The sequence below is a fragment of the Nonomuraea sp. NPDC049480 genome (genome assembly GCF_044465905.1).
Taxonomy (GTDB): domain Bacteria; phylum Actinomycetota; class Actinomycetes; order Streptosporangiales; family Streptosporangiaceae; genus Nonomuraea.
In genome coordinates this window covers 204,548-227,043 of record NZ_JBITMD010000009.1, presented here as the reverse complement: position 1 = coordinate 227,043, position 22,496 = coordinate 204,548, and the positions used below count along the sequence as shown (strand labels likewise).

General features: G+C 68.6%; 24 protein-coding genes and 1 riboswitch. Of the genes, 12 read left to right on the top strand and 12 right to left on the bottom strand.

What is annotated here, in order from left to right:
* Positions 1–81: 81 nt before the first annotated feature.
* The gene (locus ACIBX3_RS26620; RefSeq protein ID WP_397121448.1) at positions 82–1,326 is read left to right on the top strand and encodes an AI-2E family transporter; all 1,245 of its coding nucleotides are present in this window, start codon (positions 82–84) and stop codon (positions 1,324–1,326) included.
* 300 nt (positions 1,327–1,626) lie between these two features.
* On the opposite strand, the gene ACIBX3_RS26615 is transcribed toward ACIBX3_RS26620, so the two are convergent.
* The 3 genes from ACIBX3_RS26615 to ACIBX3_RS26605 all read right to left on the bottom strand — a co-directional run bounded on the left by ACIBX3_RS26615 (position 1,627) and on the right by ACIBX3_RS26605 (position 3,688).
* Positions 1,627–2,592, bottom strand: a complete 966-nt coding sequence (locus tag ACIBX3_RS26615) for a C40 family peptidase (RefSeq protein WP_397121447.1) — start codon at positions 2,590–2,592, stop codon at positions 1,627–1,629.
* 270 nt (positions 2,593–2,862) lie between these two features.
* Complete coding sequence (locus tag ACIBX3_RS26610) at positions 2,863–2,988, bottom strand: hypothetical protein (RefSeq protein ID WP_397121445.1); 126 nt, start codon at positions 2,986–2,988, stop codon at positions 2,863–2,865.
* A gap of 427 nt (positions 2,989–3,415) precedes the next feature.
* Positions 3,416–3,688 carry a hypothetical protein gene (locus ACIBX3_RS26605; RefSeq protein ID WP_397121443.1) on the bottom strand — a complete coding sequence of 91 codons (273 nt, stop codon included), beginning with the start codon at positions 3,686–3,688 and terminating at the stop codon, positions 3,416–3,418.
* 124 nt (positions 3,689–3,812) lie between these two features.
* Here ACIBX3_RS26605 and ACIBX3_RS26600 point away from each other — a divergent pair, with 124 nt between their 5' ends.
* The 4 genes from ACIBX3_RS26600 to ACIBX3_RS26585 are packed head-to-tail and all read left to right on the top strand — an operon-like array spanning position 3,813 to position 7,547.
* The gene (locus ACIBX3_RS26600; protein WP_397121441.1) at positions 3,813–4,094 is read left to right on the top strand and encodes a metal-sensitive transcriptional regulator; all 282 of its coding nucleotides are present in this window, start codon (positions 3,813–3,815) and stop codon (positions 4,092–4,094) included.
* Between the two features lie 31 nt (positions 4,095–4,125).
* Positions 4,126–4,335: a heavy-metal-associated domain-containing protein gene (locus tag ACIBX3_RS26595; RefSeq protein ID WP_397121439.1), complete on the top strand. Its 210-nt coding sequence runs from the start codon at positions 4,126–4,128 to the stop codon at positions 4,333–4,335.
* The gene (locus ACIBX3_RS26590; RefSeq protein ID WP_397121437.1) at positions 4,332–5,306 is read left to right on the top strand and encodes a hypothetical protein; all 975 of its coding nucleotides are present in this window, start codon (positions 4,332–4,334) and stop codon (positions 5,304–5,306) included. The genes ACIBX3_RS26595 and ACIBX3_RS26590 overlap by 4 nt, the downstream gene beginning before the upstream one ends.
* Positions 5,307–5,327: 21 nt before the next feature.
* On the top strand, positions 5,328–7,547 hold the full coding sequence (locus ACIBX3_RS26585) for a heavy metal translocating P-type ATPase (RefSeq protein WP_397121435.1): 2,220 nt from the start codon (positions 5,328–5,330) through the stop codon (positions 7,545–7,547).
* A gap of 78 nt (positions 7,548–7,625) precedes the next feature.
* Here the strand turns inward: ACIBX3_RS26585 and ACIBX3_RS26580 are convergent, their stop codons facing one another.
* Complete coding sequence (locus tag ACIBX3_RS26580) at positions 7,626–7,859, bottom strand: hypothetical protein (protein WP_397121433.1); 234 nt, start codon at positions 7,857–7,859, stop codon at positions 7,626–7,628.
* Here ACIBX3_RS26580 and ACIBX3_RS26575 point away from each other — a divergent pair.
* On the top strand, positions 7,761–8,360 hold the full coding sequence (locus ACIBX3_RS26575) for a TetR/AcrR family transcriptional regulator (RefSeq protein WP_397121754.1): 600 nt from the start codon (positions 7,761–7,763) through the stop codon (positions 8,358–8,360). The genes ACIBX3_RS26580 and ACIBX3_RS26575 overlap by 99 nt on opposite strands.
* Here ACIBX3_RS26575 and ACIBX3_RS26570 read toward each other — a convergent pair.
* From ACIBX3_RS26570 to ACIBX3_RS26560, 3 genes are all read right to left on the bottom strand, one after another.
* Positions 8,314–10,710, bottom strand: coding sequence for a heavy metal translocating P-type ATPase (locus ACIBX3_RS26570; protein ID WP_397121431.1), 2,397 nt, complete (start codon positions 10,708–10,710; stop codon positions 8,314–8,316). The genes ACIBX3_RS26575 and ACIBX3_RS26570 overlap by 47 nt on opposite strands.
* Before the next feature lie 63 nt (positions 10,711–10,773).
* Positions 10,774–11,652, bottom strand: coding sequence for a F510_1955 family glycosylhydrolase (locus tag ACIBX3_RS26565; RefSeq protein WP_397121429.1), 879 nt, complete (start codon positions 11,650–11,652; stop codon positions 10,774–10,776).
* 48 nt (positions 11,653–11,700) lie between these two features.
* Positions 11,701–11,856: a hypothetical protein gene (locus tag ACIBX3_RS26560; RefSeq protein ID WP_397121427.1), complete on the bottom strand. Its 156-nt coding sequence runs from the start codon at positions 11,854–11,856 to the stop codon at positions 11,701–11,703.
* A 140-nt stretch (positions 11,857–11,996) separates the two neighbouring features.
* Here ACIBX3_RS26560 and ACIBX3_RS26555 point away from each other — a divergent pair, with 140 nt between their 5' ends.
* Positions 11,997–12,206 carry a heavy-metal-associated domain-containing protein gene (locus ACIBX3_RS26555; RefSeq protein ID WP_397121425.1) on the top strand — a complete coding sequence of 70 codons (210 nt, stop codon included), beginning with the start codon at positions 11,997–11,999 and terminating at the stop codon, positions 12,204–12,206.
* A gap of 660 nt (positions 12,207–12,866) precedes the next feature.
* On the top strand, positions 12,867–13,478 hold the full coding sequence (locus ACIBX3_RS26550) for a DUF305 domain-containing protein (protein ID WP_397121423.1): 612 nt from the start codon (positions 12,867–12,869) through the stop codon (positions 13,476–13,478).
* A gap of 150 nt (positions 13,479–13,628) precedes the next feature.
* Here the strand turns inward: ACIBX3_RS26550 and ACIBX3_RS26545 are convergent, their stop codons facing one another.
* Positions 13,629–13,964: a molybdopterin cofactor-binding domain-containing protein gene (locus tag ACIBX3_RS26545; RefSeq protein ID WP_397121421.1), complete on the bottom strand. Its 336-nt coding sequence runs from the start codon at positions 13,962–13,964 to the stop codon at positions 13,629–13,631.
* 60 nt (positions 13,965–14,024) lie between these two features.
* Entirely contained in the window at positions 14,025–14,624 is a 600-nt protein-coding gene (locus ACIBX3_RS26540) for a TetR/AcrR family transcriptional regulator (RefSeq protein WP_397121419.1), read from the bottom strand.
* A 96-nt stretch (positions 14,625–14,720) separates the two neighbouring features.
* Here ACIBX3_RS26540 and ACIBX3_RS26535 point away from each other — a divergent pair, with 96 nt between their 5' ends.
* The 4 genes from ACIBX3_RS26535 to ACIBX3_RS26520 all read left to right on the top strand — a co-directional run bounded on the left by ACIBX3_RS26535 (position 14,721) and on the right by ACIBX3_RS26520 (position 18,243).
* Positions 14,721–16,133, top strand: coding sequence for an MFS transporter (locus ACIBX3_RS26535; protein WP_397121417.1), 1,413 nt, complete (start codon positions 14,721–14,723; stop codon positions 16,131–16,133).
* Positions 16,130–17,284: an FAD-dependent monooxygenase gene (locus ACIBX3_RS26530; protein ID WP_397121415.1), complete on the top strand. Its 1,155-nt coding sequence runs from the start codon at positions 16,130–16,132 to the stop codon at positions 17,282–17,284. The genes ACIBX3_RS26535 and ACIBX3_RS26530 overlap by 4 nt, the downstream gene beginning before the upstream one ends.
* Positions 17,285–17,377: 93 nt before the next feature.
* A complete protein-coding gene (locus ACIBX3_RS26525) occupies positions 17,378–17,794 on the top strand; it encodes a hypothetical protein (RefSeq protein WP_397121413.1) in 417 nt (138 codons plus the stop codon).
* Positions 17,795–17,904: 110 nt separating this feature from the next.
* Positions 17,905–18,243: a hypothetical protein gene (locus ACIBX3_RS26520; RefSeq protein ID WP_397121411.1), complete on the top strand. Its 339-nt coding sequence runs from the start codon at positions 17,905–17,907 to the stop codon at positions 18,241–18,243.
* Positions 18,244–18,545: 302 nt separating this feature from the next.
* Here ACIBX3_RS26520 and ACIBX3_RS26515 read toward each other — a convergent pair whose 3' ends face one another.
* The 3 genes from ACIBX3_RS26515 to ACIBX3_RS26505 form a co-directional block, all read right to left on the bottom strand.
* Complete coding sequence (locus ACIBX3_RS26515; RefSeq protein WP_397121409.1) at positions 18,546–20,096, bottom strand: multicopper oxidase family protein; 1,551 nt, start codon at positions 20,094–20,096, stop codon at positions 18,546–18,548.
* A 90-nt stretch (positions 20,097–20,186) separates the two neighbouring features.
* Entirely contained in the window at positions 20,187–20,585 is a 399-nt protein-coding gene (locus ACIBX3_RS26510) for a hypothetical protein (RefSeq protein ID WP_397121408.1), read from the bottom strand.
* A gap of 804 nt (positions 20,586–21,389) precedes the next feature.
* A complete protein-coding gene (locus ACIBX3_RS26505; protein ID WP_397121406.1) occupies positions 21,390–22,166 on the bottom strand; it encodes a glycoside hydrolase family 25 protein in 777 nt (258 codons plus the stop codon).
* A gap of 12 nt (positions 22,167–22,178) precedes the next feature.
* Positions 22,179–22,325: riboswitch (cyclic di-AMP (ydaO/yuaA leader) on the bottom strand.
* Positions 22,326–22,496: the final 171 nt, after the last annotated feature.

Below are 22,496 nucleotides of genomic sequence, written 5' to 3'. Positions count from 1 at the left end.
TCCGGCCGCGCACAACGCACTCCGGACGGGGAAGAGATGCTGGTGAGGCATATCGTCGCGTGGTCCGGTCAGGAGAGTGCCATGACCAAGCCGATCGAGCCTCGGGAGTCCCGTCCCGAGGCTGCCGCCCCGGTCCAGGTGCTTCTCTCGGCCTCCAACGTGTGGCGAGTCGGGTTCGCCATCGTCGCAGTCGTCGTCGTGGTGTACTTCATCCGCTTCGTCCTCACGGACGCGGGTTCGCTGGTCGTCGTTGTGGTGATGGCCTGGTTCCTGTCGCTGGCGATGGAGCCCGCGGTGGGCCGGCTGGCCCGGCACATGCGCCGCGGCGCCGCAGTCATCCTCGTGATGATCGGGATCGCCCTGCTCGCGGGGGTCTTCCTCTTCCTGTTCGGAAACCTGTTCGTCGAGCAGGCCGCGCTACTTGTGCGGGCGCTGCCCGAGGTGGTCACCGGCGCCATCGACTGGATCAACGCCAGATTCGGCACGAAGTACGACATCTCTACCATCCTCAGCTCCATCAACCTGACCCCCCAACAGGCCGCCACCTACGCCCAGGACCTGGTCGGCGGCGTGCTCGGCCTGCTCGGCACGATCACTGCGGCGGTGTTCAACACTTTCGCCCTGTTGCTGCTGACCTTCTACTTCTCAGCCGACGGTCCCCGGCTGCGGCGCTGGCTCGCCCAGTTCCTGCCCGGCCGCATGCAGCAGATCTTCCTCACCGTGTGGGACGTGTCGCTGGTCAAGACAGGCGGCTACGTCTCCGCCCGGCTGATCCTGGCCACGATCAACGGCACCACCTCGGCCATCGTGTTCATGCTGATCGGCATGCCCTCGTGGCTGGCGCTGGGCGTGTGGACGGGCATCGTGGCCCAGTTCGTCCCCACGATCGGCACGTACATCGCGATCGCGCTGCCCACCTTCGTGGGCCTGGTCTCGCCCCGGCCCTGGATCGGGGTGGCGGCGCTGGCCTGGGCGATCCTGTACCAGCAGGTGGAGAACCTGACACTGGAGCCGCGCATCAGCGGGCGGGCGGTGAACATGCATCCTGGCGTCGCGTTCGCGGGCGTGATCCTGGGGGCGCAGCTCTTCGGGGCGGTGGGCGCGCTGCTGGCGGTGCCGGTGCTGGCCATGCTGCTCTCGCTGCTCGACACGTTCGTGGCCCGCAAGGAACTGGTGCCGATCCCGACCGAGGTGCCGGAGGCGTACCTCAAGGACGAAGAGAACGGCCAGGGCGGCGAGGACGGCCAGGGCGGCGAGGGCTCGGCAGCGACGGAGCCCGAGGACAAGCCTCGCACGGGACGGGCGCGGACAGGCTCGGACGGTTGACGCGTCGGAAGGGTCGCCGCCTGGTGCGCCGGCTCGGCGGGGGACCCAGAAGTAGGGAACGAATCAAAACGCCTGCTGAGGAGGACGTTCCTTCTGCTCAAGCACGGACACGGAACCGGCCGGCGAAGATCGAGGCCGTGAGCCGGCTCCCACTGCGTCGGACCGTCACGACGTCGTCGCGGCGGCGTCTGCCGAAACTTTCAAGGTCTCTGGTGACGAGGTCGGCACGAACCTGCCGGCACTATTGCCGTGGCCGATCTTCACAACCATGAGTGCCGTAGGAGTGACTCGGCGGCACTGTCATGGACGGACGGCGCCGAGCAGGCGGTTGCGCCAGTAATCGTCAAGGACGGACACCTTGATGACGTCGCCGGTCTGGGGTGCGTGCACCATCTTGCCGTTGCCGGCGTACATGCCCATGTGCCCGAGCCCCTTGCTGAACAGCAGGTCGCCAGGCTGCAGGGCGCCCAGCGAGACGCGGCGGCCGGCGCCCCACGCCCATTGTGTGTAGGTCGTGCGGGGCAGTTCGATCCCTGCGGTGCGCCAGGCGGCCTGGGTGAGGCCGGAGCAGTCGTAGGAGCCCGGCCCGGTGCCGCCGTACAGGTAGGGCTTGCCGATCTGGGAGAAGGCGAACTCCAGCGCAGAGCGGGCGTTGCCGGAGGCAGGGCCGGTGTACTGGATGCCGGGGCTGTTGGGATTGCCGGTCCGGAAGGCGCCCAGCCTGCGCAGGAGCTTGGTCTGCTCCTTGACCAGCTTGTCGACCTTGGTCTTCTCGTCGCCTACCCTGGCGCGCGCGGTTTCGGCCTCTGCCAGGGCCTTCTGGGCCTCTTCCCGTCGTTCGCGCAGTTCCTTGGTCGCCGCCTCGAAGGCTCGCAGCTTTTCCGCCCTGGCCAGGGCGATCTGCTGGACGGCGGCCATGCCGGCGAGCATCTGCTCGGGGCTGCCCTGGACGACGAAGCGCTGCCAGCCCGTCGACGGGCCGAATTGGTAGTCGTTGACCGCCACCGTGACGAGGTCGCTGCGCAAGGCGTCGGCCTGCGCGCCCTTGCGGCTGAACTCGGCGTTGACGGTGTCGTACTTCTTCTTGGCCTTCTTGTACGTCTCCGTGGCCTGGTTGTACCGCTCGACGAGTTGGTCGGCCTTCTCGTTCAGCTTCACCAGCTTGGCCCTGGCCTTGACGGGTGACGGCTCCGCCTGGGCGTTCGAGGTCAGTGCGATCAAGGCGAGCGCTGCGGCCAACGCTGTTCGACCCAGCCTTGTCAGCACGACCACTACGATGCCTCCTCGTAAGTCTTCAAACCTGGGCGAAATGGTACAGAAGTGTGAGGTGTGATTGGCCAGATCAGGCCGATTCGCTCCAGAGAATCCATCTACTAGCCGCGATAGCACCGGCTAGAGGGAGGTATGCGTGCCGGCTGCGTGGCGTTCGGCAGGGTGGCCCCGGCTTCACGGGAGTTCCGGGAGTCGGGCATGTTGCCTCAGTGACCGGCGCGGCCGCTCTCGCCTCTGGCATGGCGGCGACCGGTGGCACGGCGGTCAGTCGAGCCGGCCGAGCCGGGCGGCCCGTATCCCCGCCTCGAACGCCCAGGCTGTCGCCTGGACGATCGCGGTGCGCCGGTCGTTGACGGGCATGCGGGTGGGGATCACCGGCGCGACCCGCACCTGGACGCCGTGCTCCCTCCAGCGGCCCGCGTACTCGCGGATCAGCGGGATGGAGCGACCGGGTGATAGCCGAGATCGTCGGTCTGGTGTTGGCCTTGCCGTCCTGTCGGTCGCCCCAGCCGCCGGAGTCCAGCACCATGTCCCAGGTCTCGTACGGCAAGGACGGGTGCCGCTGGTGCAGGATCTCCCCGGGCAAGGTCATCGGCGGTCCTTTGCGCGGGTCGGACATCGCGTGAGCGACGATCGCGTCGGTCAGCGCGACCACCGCCAAGGCGGGGGTAGGCGGCGTGCACACGGTCGGCGTAGCCGGGTGGAAGGTCTTCGGGCTTGCCGAACAGGTCGAGGCCGATCCCGGCGGATCCGGACATCCAGGAGGGCCGGACAACCGTTTGTGCCCTCCGAACAAGTTCCTGCTGGGCATGATCCGTCAGCTTGCCGACGTCGTACGCACCTGGTTTCCCCGGCCGGCAATACCAAGCAGCCCGTGCTGGGTCCAATGCACCTGGTGGATCTTCGTCCAGATGAACGGCGAAAGCGCCCGCCATACGGTCACGCCGACATCTTGCGCAATCGGATCGACGGATGCTTGGAACCGCTTCGTGGCTCTCGCCTGAGCGATCTGCTTGAGGGCGACCTTGCTGCTCAGAGCCGCTCCTAAGGCGCCCAGCATCGCGGTGATCGCGTCGTTGACGAAGTGCACGGCGGCGAGCGTTCCGGGTACCGCCGGCGGCGGGCTAGCCGCCCGGAAGTGCGCTCCGGCTTTCCAGGAATACCATAGGGGGGTATAGTGTTGTGGTGGGTGACGAACCCGAGGGAGGACTGACATGCCCGGATATGCCGCCACCAAGCAGGACCACGCGGTGAGACTGCGCCGCATCGAAGGCCAGATCCGCGGCCTGCAGCGCATGGTCGACGACGACAAGTACTGCATCGACATCCTGACCCAGGTGTCGGCGGCGACCAGCGCGCTGAAGTCGTTCTCCCTGTCGCTCCTCGAAGAGCACCTGGCCCACTGCGTCGCGGAGGCCACCCTGAAGGGCGGCCCGGAGGCCGCGGCGAAGGTCAAGGAAGCCTCCGACGCCATCGCCAGACTTGTCCGTTCCTGACCGCATTGAACCCATTGAAGGAGAGATCGCTATGAGCACCGCCACCTACACCGTCAAGGGCATGACCTGCGGCCACTGCGTCAGCTCCGTCAAGGAAGAAGTCGGCGAGGTGGCCGGCGTCACCAACGTCGAGGTGGATCTGGCCACCGGGCTGCTGACCGTGGACAGCGACGGTCCCATCGACACGGCGAAGATCGTCGCCGCGGTCGAGGAGGCCGGGTACGAAGTGGCGAACTCATGAATACCGCAGCGAAGCTCGGCTCCTATGTCCTGGGGCTGGCCGTCGTCTTCGGCGGCGCCTTAGGAGCGGGCAAGGCGGTGGGACCGGTCGGGACACCCCCGGCAGAAGACCATGCCGCCATGACCACCATGGCGACGCCGACGGCGAGCGCGGGACACGGGGAGCACGCCACCGAGCAGGTGAAGAACGATACCCCCGGAGGGCTTCAAGTGTCCGCGAACGGCTACACCCTCACCCCGCTCACCGCGACGATCAAGCCGGATGAGCCGACCGACTTCCGCTTCACCGTCACAGGGCCCGACAACAAGCCGGTCACTGACTACGAGGTCGAGCACGACAAGAAGCTGCACCTCATCGTCGTCTCCCGCGACCTCGGCAGTTTCCAGCACGTGCACCCCGAGATGACGCCCGACGGCGTCTGGTCGGTCAAGCTCACCCTCCCGGACGCGGGGACGTATCGCGCGTTCGCCGATTTCGCCCCCACCGGAGGCAGCGCTCTGACGCTGGGCACCGACCTGCTCGTGGCCGGAGACTACGCGCCCAAGGCACTTCCCGGGACCAGCCGTACGGCCGGCGTCGACGGATACGAGGTCACCCTCGACGGTGAGCTGACGCCCGGGCAGTCCAGCAAGCTCACCCTGAAGGTGAGCAAGGACGGCAAGCCGGTCGCCGACCTGCAGCCCTACCTCGGCGCCTATGGCCACCTGGTGGCCTTGCGCGCCCGGGATCTGGCCTATCTGCACGTCCACCCGGACGGCGAGCCCGGCGACGGCAAGACCAAGGCCGGGCCCGAGATCGTCTTCTACGCCGAGGTGCCCAGTGCCGGCGACTACCGGCTCTTCCTCGACTTCCAGCACGAGGGCGAGGTCCGCACCGCCGACTTCACCCTCGGCGCGGGCGAGCGGCCGGCGATCCCGAAGCCCACTCCCACACCCACATCCACCGAGCACGGCGACAACCACAGCCACTGAGCGAGAGAAAGGAGAACGCTGATGTCCCAGGTCAGCGATGACCGGCAGAACGCGGTCGAGCTCTCGATCGGCGGCATGACCTGCGCGTCCTGCGCCAACCGCATCGAGCGCAAGCTCAACAAGATGGACGGCGTGACCGCCACGGTCAACTACGCCACGGAAAAGGCGAAGGTCACCTTCCCCGAAGGGGTCGACCCGCAGCAGTTCATCACCGAAGTGGAGAAAGCCGGCTACACCGCCGCCCTGCCCGCCCCGCCCAAGGCGGAGCAGGAGGCGGCCGAGCAGGAGCCGGAGGACGAGCTCCAGCCGCTGCGCAGCCGCCTGATCAGCTCCGTGGTGCTGGCCGTGCCGGTGATCGCGATGGCGATGATCCCGCCGCTGCAGTTCACCAACTGGCAGTGGCTGTCACTCGTGCTGGCGGCACCAGTGGTGGTGTACGCGGGCTGGCCGTTCCACAAGGCTGCCTGGACCAACCTGCGGCACGGCGCCGCGACGATGGACACGCTGATCTCGATCGGCACCATCGCCGCGCTGGGCTGGTCGCTGTGGGCGCTGTTCTTCGGCACCGCGGGCACGCCTGGGATGACGCACCCGTTCGCGTTCACCATCGAGCGCACCGACGGCTCCGGCAACATCTACCTGGAGGCGGCGGCGGGGGTGACGGCGTTCATCCTGGCCGGACGCTACTTCGAGGCCCGCTCCAAGCGGCGGGCGGGCGCCGCGCTGCGAGCCCTGCTGGAACTGGGCGCCAAAGACGTGGAACTGGCCGACGGCCGGCGGGTGCCGGTCGAGCAGCTTTCCGCCGGGGACCGGTTCATCGTCCGTCCTGGCGAGAAGATCGCCACTGACGGGGTGATCGAGGAAGGCACCTCGGCGGTCGACGCCTCGATGCTGACCGGCGAGTCCGTGCCCGTCGAGGTCAAGCCTGGCGATGGGGTGACCGGTGCGACGGTGAACGCGGGCGGCCGGCTGATCGTCCGGGCGACCCGGGTCGGCGCCGACACCCAGCTGGCGCAGATGGCCAAGCTGGTGGAGGAGGCGCAGACCGGCAAGGCGCAGGTGCAGCGGCTGGCCGACCGCATCTCCGGCATCTTCGTGCCGATCGTGATCGCCCTGGCGCTCGGCACGCTCGGCTTCTGGCTCGGCACCGGCGACGGCGTGGGCGCCGCCTTCACCGCCGCGGTGGCGGTGCTGATCATCGCCTGCCCCTGCGCGCTCGGCCTGGCCACCCCGACCGCGCTGCTGGTCGGCACCGGCCGGGGCGCCCAACTCGGCATCCTCATCAAGGGCCCCGAGGTGCTGGAGTCCACCCGGAAGATCGACACGGTCGTGCTGGACAAGACCGGCACGGTCACCGAGGGCAAGATGACCCTGGTCGACGTGCACGTGGCCGAGGGCGAGAGCCGCGAGGAGGTGCTGCGCCTGGCCGGCGCGCTGGAGCACGCCTCCGAGCACCCGATCGCCCAGGCCATCGCCCGCGCCGCCGGCTCCGACGCCACCGTCGAGGACTTCGCCAACATCGAAGGACTCGGCGTGCAGGGCATCGTCGACGGCCACGCGGTCCTGGTCGGCAGGCCCCGCCTGCTGGAGGAGTGGTCGCAGTACCTCACTCCCGACCTGGAGCGGGCCCTGCACGCGGCCCAGGCCGCAGGTCGCACTGCGGTCGCGGTGGGCTGGGACGGCCAGGCGCGGGCGGTGCTGGTGGTGGCCGACGTGGTCAAGCCGACCAGCGCCGAGGCCATCAAGCAGTTGCGGGCCCTCGGCCTGACACCGGTGCTGCTGACCGGCGACAACGAGGCCGTGGCCAAGACGGTGGCCGCCGAGGTGGGTATCGACGAGGTGATCGCCGAGGTGCTGCCCGCCGACAAGGTCGACGTCGTCAAGGAACTCCAGAGCGAGGGCAGGGTCGTGGCCATGGTGGGCGACGGGGTCAACGACGCCGCCGCACTCGCCCAGGCCGACCTGGGGCTCGCGATGGGCACCGGCACCGACGCCGCCATCGAGGCCAGCGACCTCACCCTCGTCCGCGGCGACCTGCGGGTGGCCGCCGACGCCATCCGGCTGTCGCGCAGGACGCTCAGCACGATCAAGGGCAACCTGTTCTGGGCCTTCGCCTACAACGTGGCCGCCTTGCCGCTCGCGGCGCTGGGCCTGCTCAACCCCATGATCGCGGGTGCGGCGATGGCGTTCTCGAGCGTGTTCGTGGTGAGCAACAGCCTGCGGCTACGCCGCTTCAAGTAGGACCACTCGGGATGGCTCCGGGCGAACACCGGCTCGGAGCCATCCGCATGGAACAGGCTGCGGCGATCGCCGTCCAGCTCATCGCTGGGGCGCTGCAGCACTGGATGCGGTGGGGCGTGTCCTGATCGCGTATCGCGTGCGGCCGCGCGGCTTGTACACCGCCAGCACGGTGGCCAAGAGCAGCAACACCAGCGCGAGCACCGCGCTGTCTGTCTGAGCGTCGTTGCTCGTCAAGCCGATGACGGCGAGAGCCAGGAAGACGAGGACCGCGACGCGATCCTCAACCACACGTCGGCGCTCGTCGCGGAGCACGGGCTGCGAGCAGTCACCATGTCGCAGATCGCGGAGCAGACCGGCATCGGACGCGCGACCCTGTACAAATACGTCCCGGACGTCGCAACGATCCTGCTCGCCCGGCACGAACGGCAGATCGCCGCCCACCTCGAACACCTTGCCGGTGTGCGCGACCAGGCCGGCGACGCCCAAGAGCGGCTCCGAGCCGTGCTGGAGGCCTACGCCCTCATTGGCCAGCGGTCCCGCGGACACGGCGACAACGCGCTCGTGGCCTTCCTGCACCGCGACGAGAAGATTGCCCGAGCCCAGGGGCAGCTCCACGACATGATCCGGGACCTCGTGGCGGAAGGCGCGCGAGCCGGCGCTTTCCGAGACGACGTCGCGCCGGAAGAACTCGCCACCTACTGCCTGCACGCCGTTTCGGCGGCCGGCGAACTGCCCTCCGAGGACGCCGCCCGCCGCCTCGTCACGGTCATCCTGACCGGACTTCTCGCGCAGCGGGCAGGCGCAGCCGTTTGAGCGCCAGGGCGTTGACGGCCACGATGACGCTGGAGCCCGACATCGAGAGCGCGGCGATCTCTGGCCGGAGCACGAGCCCGAACGCCGGCTCGAAAACGCCGGCGGCGATGGGCAGCGCGAGCGCGTTGTAGCCGATCGCCCAGCCGAGGTTCTGCCGCATCTTGCGAAGGGTGCCACGGCCGATCTGCAGCGCCGTGGGCACGTCCAGGGGATCGGAGCGCATCAGCACGACGTCGGCGGTCTCGATGGCCACGTCCGTACCGGCACCGATGGCGATGCCCAGATCGGCCTGGGCGAGAGCCGGGGCGTCGTTGACGCCATCTCCCACCATGGCGACCTTACGTCCGCCTTCCTGAAGCTCGGCGACCTTGGCCGCCTTGTCTCCCGGCAGCACCTCGGCGATCACCGTGTCGATGCCGAGCTGCTGGGCGATGCGTTCCGCGGTGGCGGCGTTGTCTCCCGTGAGCATGACCACCTCGACGCCGAGCTCGTGCAGAGCGGCCACCGCCGCCGGTGAGGTCTCGCGAGCCGCGTCCGCGATACCGATGACGCCGGCCGCCGTGCCGTCGACGGCGACCATCACAGCCGTACGCCCGCCTTCGGCCATCTCCTGTCTCCGGCTCGCCATCTTCCCGAGCGTCACGCCTTCGCGCTTCATCAGCCGCCGGTTGCCGACCACCACTTTCCGGCCGCCGACCTCGGCAATGGCGCCGTGGCCAGGAACGTTCTCGAATCGCTCGGCTCTCATCGCATCCAGGCCCAGACCGTCGGCATGGCGCACGATCGCCTCCGCCAGCGGATGCTCCGACTCCCGCTCCACGGCCGCGACCAGGCGCAGCAGCTCCTCCGCCGCCACCGTGTCGCCGGCGATGACATCGGTGACCTCCGGCTCGCCCCTGGTCAACGTGCCGGTCTTGTCCATCACCACGACCTGGATGCGGGCGGACGTCTCCAGCGCCATCGCGTTCTTGAACAACACCCCGCGCTTGGCCCCCAGCCCGGTACCGACCATGATGGCCGTCGGCGTGGCCAGGCCGAGCGCATCCGGGCAGGTGATGACGACGACCGTGATGGCGAACAGGATCGCGACGCCGAACGGCTGACCGGCCAGGAGCAGCCAGACCGCGAACGTGAGACCGCCCCCGATCAAGGCGACCAGGACCAGCCAGAACGCCGCCCGGTCAGCCAGCCGCTGTCCCGGCGCCTTGGAGCTCTGAGCCTGCTGGACCAGCTTGACGATCTGCGCCAGGGCGGTGTCCGCCCCCACCTTGGTGGCACGCACTCGCAGGGTGCCGTTGCGGTTGATGGTCGCGCCGACGACCGCCGAGCCGGCCTCTTTGTGCACCGGCAGGCTTTCGCCGGTGACCATCGACTCGTCCACCTCGCTCTGACCCTCCTCGACCGTTCCGTCGACCGGGATCTTCGAGCCAGGACGTATCAGCAGCAGGTCGCCGACCATCACGTCGGCTGTCGGGACCTCGACGGGCTCGCCGTCACGGATGACCGTCGCCTTCGGTGGCGCCAGATCGAGCAGGGCCCGGATGGCGTCGTTGGCGCCACCCCGTGCGCGCATCTCGAACCAGTGGCCGAGCAGCACGAAAGCGGCCAGCACGGTCGCGGCCTCGTAGAACACCTCGCCGCCTCCGGTGAGGGTCACGATCAGGGAGTACAGCCAGCCCGCGCCCACGGCGACGGCCACCAGCACCATCATGTCCAGTGTCCGTGCTCGAAGCGCGCGTACGGCTCCGTCGAAGAAGATCCAGCACGAGTAGAAGATCACCGGCAGGCTGAGCAGCAGCGCCCACACGTCCTGGCGAAGCCCGAACGGGACGGGCAGGTCCAGCCCGAACACCTCGGTGCCGATCGGCGACCACAACACGATCGGGATGGAGAAGATCGCGGCGACCAGGAAGCGGTTGCGCATGTCGGCCACCATCGAGGCCATGGACATCCCGGTATGGCCCCCGTGCCCCATCATGTCGTGGGGGGAGGCCGCTTCTTCGGTGTGAGCCGGGTGGCCGGCGTGCGGAGCCTCCAGCGTGACTGTGCCGGGTGGGTCGGGCTCGGCCATCGGATCGCAGATGTGGGAGGGCACAGACTGCCCTGCGCAGTGGTACCCGCACTTGATCACCCACGTGCGCAACTCGGCCAGAGAGGTCCGGCGCGGGTCGAAGCTCACCGTCGCCGTCTGGGCAACGGGGTTGGCTTCCACGTGCAGCACACCGGGGCGGCGGCTCAGCGTGGCCACCACGACGTTCTGTTCGGAGGCCCACTGCAGCCCGCTGACATCGAGGACCGCGGTGCTGTGTTCCTTGCCGTCGTCATGGTGCGCCTGGGTGTGATCGCTCATGGCCTGCCCCCTTCACGCGAAGCTGCCTGCTCACGGTGGTTCATCGTGGATTCGGACGACCGGTCAGCCGGCGGCGCGGAAGGCGGTGTCGAAGGTCTTCCCGCCGTCCTTCGACTCCAGCACAGTCCCGTCCTCCAGGGCGGCCAGCAGGCGCTGCCGGTCCACGGCCGTGAACGCGACGGCCTGGCCGGGGAGTGCGCCGGCGGCCGACCAGGTCTTGCCGTCGTCCTGACTGGTGTGGATCTTCCCGTCGGCTCCAGGCCCCACCAGCAATCCGCCGGAGAGGACGTCTACATGGCTGAGCAAGGGCGCTTTCACCACGTCGGTGAAGTTCACCCCTCCGTCCTCACTGATCTTCAGCCCGTCCGGCGTCGTCACGTACACACGCGAGGACTCGTCGGCGCCGGCCCCGAGGTCGATCACCTTCTCCTCGGTGCCCTGCGTCCAGGTGGCGCCGCCGTCGAGGCTTCGCCAGATCTTCGACGTCTGACTGTCGAAGGCGTAGAGGATGTCGCCGGCGGGCTGGATGGAGTGGAAATCGGCGGAGCCGTTCCCCGAGATCGTCTTCCAGGTGATCCCCGCGTCCGTCGACTTGATGAGGCCGAGGTGCGGCGGGAGCCCGGGTGAGACGTCCTCGGCGGAGGGGTGTCCGCTGGCCAGGAAGGTCTTCGGGCCGGCGATCGTGAAGCCCATGTGGTCCTGGTCGCGGTCGGCGACCTGGGCCATGGCGGTCGGAGACGTGACCTTGAACAGTCCGTAATGTCCCGCGACGTAGAGGGCACCATCGGCGGGATCGACGCCGAGCCCGTGGACATGGCCGACACCCAGATCGGGCTCAGGCGCGCCGCCGAGCTCCGGCGGCGCCTGGCCACAGCTCGCCAGGGCCAGCCCCAGAACGATGCCTGCGGCGCCCGTGCGCAGCCGGCGACCCATGTACGTCATGGGCGCGAGTCTACAACCGCCTACTACCAATCTTCGTAGAAGATCGAGCTAGAGCGCGACGAGGAAGGAATGGCAGTGGTGGGCGAGAAACGCGCCCACGCCTGGGGCCGCGGCCAGGACGGTGGGACCGGCGAGCAGCGCCGTCACCGTGAAGAGTCCCGCGAGGCGTTCGCGCCGGTCGAGCGGCACCTGGGGGTGGAGCATCCGGCGGACGCGTTATACGTGATTGACGTGAGACAGGTCTCATATACCCCTAGGGGGTCAGGGTTGTCGAGCATGAGATCTCTGTCGTATCGTGCAGGCGGCCAATACCTGTTGAGGGTATTGATGACGAGGGGATCGAGATGACCGGCGCTACATACACCGTGAGCGGAATGACCTGCGGCCACTGCGTGGGTACGGTGAAGTCCGAGGTCGGCAAGATCGCTGGTGTGACGGCTGTCGATGTGGATCTGGCCACCGGCAAGGTGACCGTGACGGGGGATGACCCAATCGACGAGACGCTCGTTCGCGAGGCCGTCGAGGAGGCGGGCTACGAACTGACCGCCGTCTGACCCCGGCGCTCGGCGAAAAACGGCGCGAGGAAAGCGCTTCTTCGTGAACGGCCGGCGGGCTGGGTGCCGTACCTCTCCATGGCGGCACCCGGACGGCTTGGGCGGGTTGCTACGAGGCCTGTTAGTAGACTGACGGCTTCGTGACGTGCCGATCGCCAGGGAGGGCCGATGGGAGTCGTGCGGCGACGCGTAGCGTTGCGAGCCGCGCGCGGCCTCCTGCTCGTCGTCCTGGCCCTGGGCGTACACGGCATGCACACCCTGGGACACGTCGACTGCCGGCATGGTGGCTCTCCATCGGATGCACACGGCATGGGCATCGCTCAAGAGCCCCTGATCGCTGTTTCGACGGGACTCCGGGCATTCGTTCCCGAGCATGAGATGCCCGGATGCGACCCGACCAGCGTATGCCTGGCCATACTGACCTCGCTCGTGGTCGTGCTGCTGGTAGCCGCCTCCATCAGAGCGGGGCGGCGACTCGGTGGCGGCGGGGCGGTGCGGTCACCGGCCCGGCAGGTCGCCCGGCCTCCGCCCAAGCCCACGTCCCCGCGGCCGGCGAGTCTCTCGATATTGCGCATATAGGCCGATGACCCGTGCGGACGGGCCTTCGAGGCCGTCCGCGAACAGGCCGGCAGTTCCGACGATTCGAGAGACCGGACAACCATGCGTATCAACCGCAAGATCTCCCTCGCCGCCGCCGCAGGTGCGCTCGCTCTGCTGACCGCCTGTGGCGGGGGCGGCGGCGGCTCCATGGCCGGACATGAGGGGATGAGCAGCAGCAGTGCGCCTGCCGCCACCGCGAGCAGCGCGCAGCCGTCTGCCACCTTCAACGATGGGGACGTCATGTTCGCGCAGATGATGATCCCGCATCACGAGCAGGCGGTCGAGATGGCCGGCCTCGCGTCGACGCGCGCGAGCGATCCCGAGGTCAAGGAGCTGGCCACCAAGATCAAAGCTGCTCAGGCGCCGGAGATCCAGACCATGAAGGACTGGCTGACCGACTGGAGCGTCCACCCCGACTCCGGTGGGATGGGGCACAGCATGCCGGGTGTCATGTCCGAGGAGGACATGAAGAAGCTCGAAGCCGCCAAGGGCAAGGCGTTCGACAAGCTGTTCGTCCAGCAGATGATCGCCCATCACAACGGGGCGATCGAGATGGCCAAGACCGAGCAGGCCAACGGCTCGGACCCGAAGGCCAAGGAACTGGCCAAGACCATCGAGACCACCCAGCAAGCCGAGGCGGAGCAGCTGCAGAAGATCCTCGACCGGCTCTGATGTCATTGACCCGCCTCGGCACGGCAAGTGCCCGGGCGGGTCATGGCTCTGTTGATTCGGCAGAGGCAAGTGCTCCGGGAGCCGGGCTCGTCCGGTGGCACCCGTTCCAGGAGGCGGATCAGCATGACCGTCTTCTGTGGTCTTGGGGCATCACCCGGGACTGATCAGGTGGCCTTCGTCTCGTCCGCCTCGAGAAAGGGAATCAACCAGCGGTATGCCTGTAAGGCCGGCGTTGACGATCCGGCCTGAACGCTCGTCGAGCAGCGTATCCTCCATCAGCGCCATGCCGATGCCTTGAATGATGCCGCCGCGCATCTGGCCGGCGGCCTGCTTGGGCGAAACGATGCGGCCGCCGTCGAAGGCGCCGACCCAGCGTGAGACCCGTACCTCGCCGGTGTCCTCGTCGACCCGGACCTCCGCGAAGTGCGCGCCGTAGGTGCTGGTGTTCCGTTTGATGGTCTGGTACGGGACCGCCGGCGAGCCCACTGTGACAGACGCGCCGGTGGAGAACTGCCAAGCCGCGTAGGAGGACCGAACGCACTCCTGCTACGCCTGCGGTCTGACACCTGCGATCAAAGTCGTTGCCGTCTTGCGCATGCGGTCGCGGAGGCCGGGTGCCTGAGGGCCGCGGGTGAGCAGGAGTTGATGCGCGGCTCCTACCAGGGCGAGGGCGAGCGATTCGACGTCGGCGTCGGCGTGGATGCGGCCGTGTTCCTGTTCGGCGCGGAGGTAGGCGGCGAAGGCGCGTTCGCTGGCATCCATGTCCAGCGTGCCGTCGGCGAGCGCGTCGCTCAGGTGGCTGATGATGGACGGTCTGGCCATGGCGAGCCCGGCGAGGGCAAGCAGGTTGCCGGCGAACAGCGTTTCGATGGCGCCCATCAGGTTGTCGACCATGTCACCGCTGCCCGCCAGGCCCGGCAAGCGGGCCATTCCGGCGCTTGCCCGGTCGGCGCGGTCGAGGAAGAGCGCGGCCAGGAAGGTGTCCAGATCCGTGAAGTGGTTGTAGAGCAGGCCGGTGGCGCAGCCGGCCTCCTTGGTGATCGCGCGCCCGGTCAGACCCGAGGGGCCCTTGCTCAGGAGCACGCGCTCGGCGGCGTCGAAGAGCTGCTGCCGTACGTCCGGGATCGCAACGCCACGCGGTGACATGAGCACCCAATCTACCTGATCAGCGCTGGGCCTTGCCGAGAATGAGCATCTGCTCATACCTTATGAGCAGATGCTCATTCTCGGCTGAGGAGGCCTATGGAGACGCGAGAGTTCGTCTGGACCGGCAGACACGTTGCTGTGCTCGGCGTGTTGTGCCTGGCCCAGGTGCTGGACAGTGTGGACGTCACGATCGTCAACGTGGCGTTACCGGCGATCCAGGACGACCTGGGGTTCTCCGCCGCCACGCTGTCCTGGGTGGTCAACGCGTACATGGTGGTGTTCGGCGGATTCCTCTTGCTGGGCGGCCGGCTCGGTGACCTCTACGGCCACCGGCGTGTCCTGCTCGGCGGGGTGGCGCTGTTCACCGTGGCGTCGGCGGCGGCGGGGTTCGCGCAGAGCGACGGGGTGCTGGTGGCGGCCCGGGCCGTTCAAGGCCTGGGTGCGGCGCTCATCGCCCCCATGACGCTGGCGCTGATCGCCTTGACCTTTCCCGAAGGGCCGCCGCGAAGCCGGGCGTTCGCCGTCTGGGGCGCCGCGACCGGGGCCGCGAGCACCGTGGGACTTATCGCGGGCGGGCTGTTCGCCGACGGACCGGGCTGGCGCTGGATGTTCTTCGTCAACCTGCCGGTCGGCCTGCTCCTGCTGGTGGCCGGGCGGCTGCTGCCCGATGGGGAACGGCCTCCCCGTGTTTCCCGCGGGTTCGACCTGCCTGGCGCGTTGACGTCCACGGCCGGGGTGGGGCTGATGGCCTATGCCGTCCTGCAGACCGACGCCGACGCCTGGTCCTCGGCACGCACCCTCACCCTGATCGTGGCCGCCGCCGCGCTGCTCACCTACTTCGTGCTCCACGAAGCCCGCATCGCCAGACAGCCGCTGGTTCCGCTGGGGCTGTTCCGCAACCGATCGCTGCTCGGGGCCAACATCATCCAGGCGCTGAGAGGCGCAGGGATGTTCGCCGTCTTCTACTTCGCCACCCTCTACCTGCAAGGCGTGCTGGGCTACTCCGCCCTGATGACCGGACTGGTGTACGTGCCGCTGACGGTGATCCTCATAGCCGGATCCGCCCTCGGCCCGCTGCTGGTCAGGCGCTTCGGCACCCGCCTGGTGATCGCCGCGGGATCACTGATCACGGCGGGTGGGCTTCTGCTGTTCACCCGGCTCTCGGCCGGCGGCACCCTCATGGCGGACGTCATGCCGCCGCTGCTCGTCGTCGGACTCGGCTTCGGCGTCATCGTGGTCCCGCTCACCACGGCCGCCCTCACCGGTGTGCCGCCCTCGTCCAGCGGCGTGGCCTCCTCGCTCCTCAACGTCAGCGCCCAGCTCGGGGGCGCGCTGGGACTCGCCGTTCTGTCCAGCGTCGCGGTCCGTGCGACCGCCACCACGCCGGGTGCGCCCGCCGAGGCACTCGTTGCCGGGTACCGCGTCGGGTTCGGCGTCGCCGCCGGGCTGATGGCCGTGGTCGTCGTCATCGCCCTCGTTGTCCTCCACAACCGAAGGGAACAACCATGACCAGCAGAGCCGTCATCGTCGGGGCGGGCATCGCCGGGCTGGCCACCGCGCTGCGGCTGCACCAGATCGGCTGGGAGCCCGTGGTGATCGAGCGGGCCTCCGCCCGCAGGAGCGGCGGATACGTCGTCGCCTTCTTCGGCCGCGGCTACGACGCCGCCGAGCGCATGGGCGTCCTGCCCGCACTACGCGAGCGCCACGCCGGCGCCGTGGACATGGTCTACCGGAAACCGGGCGGCCGGCACCGCTTCACCGTCCCGCACCGCACCGTGCAGGCGCTGCTCGGGGACCGCGGCTTGACGCTGATGCGCGGCGACATCGAAGAAGCGCTCTACGAGGCGGTGAAAGGCGCGGCGCCCATCAGGTTCGGCACCACGCTCACCGCGGTGAAGCAGAACGAGGACGGTGTGCGGGCCGAGCTCGACGACGGCACCGTACTCGACGCGGACCTGCTGGTGGGAGCGGACGGGCTGCACTCGAAGGTGCGCGAGCTGGTTCTCGGTCCAGAAGAAGGCTTCCGCCGCGACCTCGGCCACGTGGTCGCCGCGACGACGCTGGATCACCTGCCGGACGGCGCACGCGAACGCGCCTTCACCACCGTCACCCGCGTCGGCCACATCTTCATGATCGCCAATCTGGGGCCGGGCCGGACGGCGGCCTTCTTCACGTACGGCGCCGCGGACCCGGCTGCCGAGCTGGCCAAGGGGCCACAGCGGGCACTGGCGGAGGCCTACCGCGACGTCGCCTGGGCGGCTCCCGACCTGATCCGGGACATGTCGGCCGACAGCGTCTACTTCGACAGCGTCTCCCAGATCGTCGCCGACCGCTGGAGCGACGGACGGGTGGTGCTGCTCGGCGACGCCGCCTGGTGCGTCACCCTCTTCGCCGGCTACGGCTCCTCCCTGGCCGTCGGAGGCGCCGAACTCCTGGGCACGGCGCTGCGCCGCCATCCGGGCGACATCCCGGCGGCGTTGCGCGAGTGGGAGACCGAACTGCGTCCCGAAGCCGAAGAACGTCAAGCCATGGGTCGCCGCAACACCGGCTCCCACGCGCCCGCCAACCGGCTGGACCTGCTGAAGCGGGATCTGCCACTCCGTCTGGCCACCCTGCCGCCGGTCACCCGCTGGCTACGCAAACACCTCCGCCTGCACTAACATCGCCCAACATAACTATATTGCGTAGTAGCAATCGATAAGGAGACGTCATTTCGGCTCTGCGCACGAACGTCGGAACGGTCTGACGAGACGATGGATCGTAGTAGCTTCTCGGCGATCTACCTGCTGTCCGCAGTGATCATCGTCGTCCTGGCGACGGGTGCGGTGGTCCTCGCCGGGATGGAAGCCGTTCCTGAGACGACGAAACCGGTCAAGCGGCCATCCGCCATGAACAGGCGTCTTCCTGCCGCGACACCGGCGGCCGACCCCGTCGCGCCGCTGAAGCGACGGCGTGAGGCGCATCTTCTCGTGATCGGCGACCGTACGTTGCCCGGGGAGGTGGTCGCGCTCGAAGCGCCCGACCGTACCCGCATCGACGACACCAACGGCGCCCAGCTCGCCGCCACGGCCAACCACCGCGTGCTCCGGCTGGCCCTGCCCAGCCCGGCGCTGCCGGGGCCGTCGGCGGGGAGTGGAAGGCCCATCTGTCCATCGACCCTGACGAGCTGAAGCGGATCATCAACGAACTGGAGGAACGCAGGGACTTCGAGACGATCAACCGGATCAAGACGCACGGCCTGCCCTGCACCCTGGCCGTCCAGGCCCGCTCGGCCATCCGGATGGCGATCGCCGTGAAGCAGTCCTCCCGCCGTCCCGGCGGCGACGCGCAAATCACCGCGTCGCTGGCGGAGGCCGGGATCCCGCTCGCGCACACGGCTTCGGTCGGCGCCGTGGTCAGCGGGCCCGCCGCCAAGCCGCACCGGATGCCGTTGCCCGAGGTGGCCGACGGCGAGTTCACCGGGACCGTACCCACCCCCGTGGCCGGCCTCTATCGAGTGCTCGTGCGGGCAGAGGGCAGCTCGCTGCGCGGCGAGCCGTACACACGGGAAGAGCTCCGCACGGTCGCGGTCTGGACCCGCGGCGACGACCGATCCATCCCGAGGGACGGACGCGCGTAGATTCGCCGAGACCTCGGTGCACCCCGCGTTCTGAGGCCGATAAGGGATCACTTATTCTTCAGAGTAGATGTGTCGGCGTGGGCATGATCTAGCACACAGGCCAACGCCGGCACATCTCACGTTCTTATTGAGTGATCCTGACATCGTCCACGGCGGCCTCAACCAGGCTGCCGCCCGCCGTGTCGCCCGCCTCGATCAGGATTCTGATGGTCTGGCCGGCGAAGCTCGACAGATCCGCGGAGCCTGTGGTCCATGCGCCTGAGCTCGCTGCCCGTCGCTGAACCCGGCGGGTGGTGGTCGCGTCAGGTCTGCTGGTAGCCGAGCAGGGTCATCATGCCGGATTCGCCGTGGTAGATGTTGTGGCAGTGGATCATCCACAGGCCGGGGTTGTCGGCGTCGAAGTCGACGTCCAGCCTGCTGTTCGGCAGGACGATGGCGGTGTCCTTGCGGATGCCGCCTTCCGCCAGGGCGAAGGTGTGGCCGTGCAGGTGCATCGGGTGCCACATCGTCGTGCGGTTGACGAATGACAGGCGGACCCGCTCGCCCGGCCGAATCGTTGAGATGATCTTCGGGTCGTACTTCTTGCCGTTGATCCCCCAGTCGTAGGCCATCATGCTTCCGGTGAGCTCCAGCTTGATGGTGCGGTCGGGGTTCTTGGGAGCGAGCCGCACGGCCTCGGCCGGGCGGAGCTCGGCGTAGCGGAGGACGTCGCCCTCCAGTTCGCGCGGGCGCAGGCCGGCCTTGGGCGCCGAGGCCTGACGGCTGGTCCTGACCAGGCCGCGGGCTACCGCGTTCTTGCCCTCGGCGAGGGCGACCAGCGGGAAGGCGCCGTCCTTGAGGGTGACCAGCACGTCGTAGCGCTCGCCCATGCCGATCAGCAGCGCGTCGGTCTCGATCGGCTGTACGGGGAAGCCGTCGGAGTGGGTGACGGTCATCCGGTGTCCGGCCAGCGCCACGCGGAAGGCGGTGTCGCCGCCCGCGTTGATGATCCGGATGCGCAGCCGCGCGCCGGGCTTGGCGCGAAAGGTCTCCGGTGCGGTGGCGATCCGCCCGTTGAGCAGGAAGTGCGGGTAGCGCACGTCGCCCGCGTCCCCGCCGAGCAGCAGGCTGGTGGCGCCCATCAGCATGTGCTTGGCCGTGCCGGAGGGGGACGGAGTCATGGCGCCGTGATCCGTGCCCGGCATTTCCTCCGGCGTACCGCCACCGTGGTCCATGCCCCCCATGCCGCCGGACAACTCGGCGAGCACCTCGTCCGGCGTGCCGGTGACCCCGTCCAGCCAGTCGTCGAGGATCACGATCCATTCGCCGTCGTACGTGAGCGGCTCGTTCGGGTCCTCCACGATCAGCGGGGCGTACAGCCCGCGGTCGAGCTGGGTGCCGGTGTGCGGGTGGAACCAGTACGTGCCCGGGTCGGGAGTGGTGAACTCGTAGACGTATGTGGCTCCGGACGCGACGGGCTGCTGAGTGACGCCCGGGACGCCGTCGGCGTCGTTGCGGAGCGCCAGTCCGTGCCAGTGGATGCTGGTGTCTTTGGGCAGGGTGTTGGACAGGCGGGCGCGGATCACCTCGCCGGCCTTCACCTGGATCGCCCTGCCGGGGATACGGCCGTCGTAGGCCCAGGTTCGTGTGGTCAGGCCGCCGAGATCCACCTCGCTCTCGGCGGCCACGAGGGTGAAGTCGCGTACCGCGCCGGGACGGCGGGCCTGTTCGGCGGCGCGGACCTGGTCGCTGGCCGGGCCGATGAAGGCGGGGGAGGAGGTGGGGGTGCGGTTCTGGTCGCAGGCGGTGAGGGCGGCCCCGCCCAGGAGACCGAGACCGCCCCGGAACAGGACGCGCCGAGTGATCTGCTGCATGGTTGATGCCTCGCTGACGTTTGCGCTGACGGACGGGCGGAGACCGGACGAGGCTGGGCATGACGGCTCCAGCGGTCCGGGCCGGAACGCCTACGTCCGCAGCACGACCGTGCGCGTCAGGATGAGTGACAGAGGAGGCGGGCCGCGAAGCCGCCGTGATACGCGCCATCCGGGATGCGATCGCAGCCAGGCGCCGGCCAGGCCTGCGATGCGCGGACCCAGCGGTGCCAGGATGAGGAGAGCGGCCAGGATCGCCAGGCAGACGGACGCCGGGTCGGGAGCCCCGCTCGGCGCATCGCCGGATCCGGAGTCCGGCACGGGGGAGTGCGCACCCTCCGCATGGAGCATGCCGGTGGCGGACGGCTGAGGCGCGTCGGGGCCGACGAGGTGGCCGAGCGTGTGCATCGCGGCCACCCCCAGCATGAGGAGGACGAGGAGCAGCAGACGCGGCAGCATGCCCGCCGGCCGTCCCGCCTCCGTTGACCTCATGGTCAGAGCATACGGGATGGCTCCTATGATGCGTCGTAGGAACGCCTTACGGCGGCAGGCCGTTCGTGACCAGGTCGACGACGGCGTCCCTGGCGCGCTCAGGCGGCCACTCGTGGCCGGCGCGCAGGTGGACATAGCCCCAGCCGGCGGTTTTGCACAGCACTGTGGCGGTGACGGTGGGAGGAACTTCGCGGAGCGAGCCATCGAGCACGCCGTCGCGGAGCAACCGCTCGAAGGGCGCCGCGAAGGTGTCGACCAGCTCACTCGTCTGATCTACTATATGCTATAGGAGTTTGGATGGGATGGCCTCGTGGGGCGATTTTCGCCGCGCAGGGCTCCTGGACCGGGAGACCGTCGACGGCGTGCACCTGTACTGGCCGGCCATCAGCCAGGCGGAACTAAGGGACCTGCTCATGTCCCACGTGCTGAGTACCGGTCGAAATCGCGTCGGATACGCGTTGACGTGCGTGAAGCGCATCGCACCGACCGGGTTCTTCATGCGGGTTCAGCCGTTCCGGGCAGAGGACTTTCCCGGGGAGCGGGTGAGTGAGTTCGTCAGGCGTTCTGGTTGTCCTTCCTGACCATGCCCATGTGGTGCTGCCGTGCTCTTGTCGTCCCAGGAGCTGACTGGTTTACGGAGCGGCCTGCCGGCCTCGCTGCAGGCGCGGGCCGAGCAGCGCGTCGCCAGGTGCCCGTGATGCATTGCGGGGCAGAAGTGGAGCGGTGAAGGTCGGAAAGGGCACGCGGGCGGCTGTCCCAACCTCCACCGTCGGGTGATGGCCGCTGCCATCTCCGTCTGCTCGGTCAGACAGCAGGGCGGCCCAGCTTGCGCAGTTGGTCGGGGGTCAGTGCGGAGACGTTCTGGTCGACGGGGGAGTCGGTGTACTGGTGGATGGTCCAGGACTTCCAGTCGGCGGGTGGGGTGAGCTCGCCCTTGGGCTTGCTGTAGTGGGCGACCCACAGCGGGTATTCGGCCAGGCCCTTGCCATAGGCGTTGGCGAAGTTCCAGCCGCTGTAGAGCATCGGGGTGATTCCGGTCTTGGTCTTCACGTGCGACAGCCATGCCTTGGCCCAGGCGTTGACCTCGGCGACGGACTTACCGTTGCTGGTTTCCAGGTCCAGGACGAGCAGGTCGCCGGGTTTGGCGGGCTGGGAGTTCACCATGGACAGGAAGTACTCGGCCTCGCCGATGGGGTCGTTGCCGGGGTGGCCGTAGTGGTAGGCGCCGCGCACGATTCCCTTCTTGTCCATCTCACGCCAGTGTCTGGCGAACGAGGCGTCGCGGAAGCTCGTGCCTTCGGTGGCCTTGATGATGCCGAACTCGGCCGGGCTGGCGTTCCAGTCAAAGTCGGACTCGTACCTGGAGACGTCCACGCCGTACGTGAGTGATGCGGTTTCCGGGTGAGCCTCGTGTACCGAGCTGTGCTCGATGGACGAGGCGAGCGCCGTGCCGGTCACGCCCGTGATGGCGGTGGTTCCGGCGAGGATCGCACCGCCGATGACGAGGCTGAAGCGCTTGCTGGGGAGATCGAGCTGGTTCTTGAGGGTATGGGCGATTGCGGCAAGCCGGGGCTTGGGCATGAGGGCATTGACTCCTTGCTTCCATGCCGCCTACCGGGTTAGCTGACGGGTTCGGGCGTGGAAGTGCCCTACGGGCGCAGCCTGGGCTGGCGTCCGATTCACCCCGAAAAGAGGATGGGTCCCCGGCTCCGCGAGGCGCGGATTCGGCGGCCGGGCGTTGCCCTGAGGATCTCCAGGACGAACGCACGGTCCGGTCAACGAAGCGGCAATGATGTGACGAGAAGCTCGCCTGGACATGTGCCGCGATTACGCAAAAGGTACATATATCCCAAAGATGACACAAGAGGGGCAAATCGGATATCGGTGTGTCGGCCTGCCAGGAGGCCTGAA